The sequence below is a fragment of the Rhodococcus sp. NPDC127593 genome, assembly GCF_042671975.1.
Lineage (GTDB): Bacteria > Actinomycetota > Actinomycetes > Mycobacteriales > Mycobacteriaceae > Rhodococcus_F.
On record NZ_JBHXWI010000176.1, the window covers coordinates 1 to 1,432 of the forward strand.

Sequence of the window (1,432 nt, forward strand, 5' to 3'; positions counted from 1 at the left end):
GGTCAAGTCCATGGGAGTGGTGTACGAGGGCCGTCGCGTGGCTCCTCGTTGGTGAGTCAGGCAGTCAAGGCCGGTGTCACCTCCTCGGTGGACGCGGTGTTGCTGTCGGGGGTGGTGTCGGTGCGGGAGCGGGCCAGAACGTCCAGGCCGAGATAGCGGCGCCCTTCGATCCATTCGTCGTGTTGTTCGGCCAGGACCGCGCCGACGAGCCGGATCAGGGCGGTACGATCGGGGAAGATCCCGACCACATCGGTTCTCCTGCGGATTTCCTTATTGAGGCGCTCCTGCGGATTGTTGCTCCAGATCTGTTTCCAGATCTGCTTGGGAAATGCGGTGAACGCCAACAGGTCCGGCCGTGCTGCGTCGAGGTGGTCGGCGACCTTCGGCAACTTCTCCGACAGTGCGCCGATGATTCGATCATATTGGGCATGAACAGAATCCGCGTCGGGTTGGTCGTAGACCGAGTGCAACAGCGTCTTCACCCAAGGCCACGATGCCTTGGGGGTCACCGCCATCAGGTTCGTCGAGTAATGGGTTCGACACCTCTGCCACGAGGCGCCCGGCAGGGTCGCGCCGATTGCCGCCACCAACCCGGCATGCGCATCGGAAGTCACCAACCGCACCCCGGACAGGCCGCGAGCGACGAGCGACCGGAAGAACGCCAGCCAGCCGGCACCGTCCTCGGACGAGGTCACATCCACGCCCAGGATCTCGCGGTAGCCCAAGGCGTTGACGCCGACCGCGACCAGGGTGTGCACGTTGACCACCCGCCCGTTCTCCCGGACCTTGAGCACGAGCGCGTCGGCGGCGACGAAGGTGTACGGCCCGGCATCGAGCGGCCGGCTGCGGAACGCCTCGACTTGGGTGTCGAGTTCCTTGGCCATGACGGACACCTGAGACTTGGACAGGCTGGTGATGCCCAAGGTATCGACGAGCCGGTCCATCCGGCGGGTGGAGACGCCGAGTAGGTAGCAGGTGGCGACCACGGTGGTCAGGGCCTTTTCGGCGCGTTTGCGGCGTTCGAGCAACCAGTCGGGGAAGTACGAACCAGATCGCAGTTTGGGGATGGCGACGTCGAGGGTGCCGACGCGGGTATCGAAGTCGCGGTGCCGGTACCCGTTACGGGAGTTGGTGCGCTCGTCGGAGCGTTGTCCGTAGCCGGCGCCGCACAGCGCGTCGGCTTCGGCGCCCATCAGGGTATGGATGAACAGCGTCAGCAGCTCGCGCAGCAGGTCGGGGCTCGCACCGGTGAGTCGGTCGGTCAGGATCTGATGCAGGTCGATATCGTGGGCAGTGGTCATCGCGTGCTCTTTCGTCGAGTCGAGTTGGTACCTCTCTCGAAGAATCACGCGGTGACCGTCTCTCGTCCGGTTACGACACGCCGGTCATTGGTACGAGATCCGGCTCGTACACCATCATCGTGGACGCAACC

At 64.6% G+C, this 1,432-nt stretch carries 1 protein-coding gene; it reads right to left on the bottom strand.

Going from position 1 to position 1,432, the window contains the following annotated elements; all coding sequences use genetic code 11:
- Window positions 1–56 precede the first annotated feature (56 nt).
- Window positions 57–1,301: an IS256 family transposase gene (locus tag ACFVJ3_RS49455; protein ID WP_378459040.1), complete on the bottom strand. Its 1,245-nt coding sequence runs from the start codon at window positions 1,299–1,301 to the stop codon at window positions 57–59.
- Window positions 1,302–1,432 lie beyond the last annotated feature (131 nt).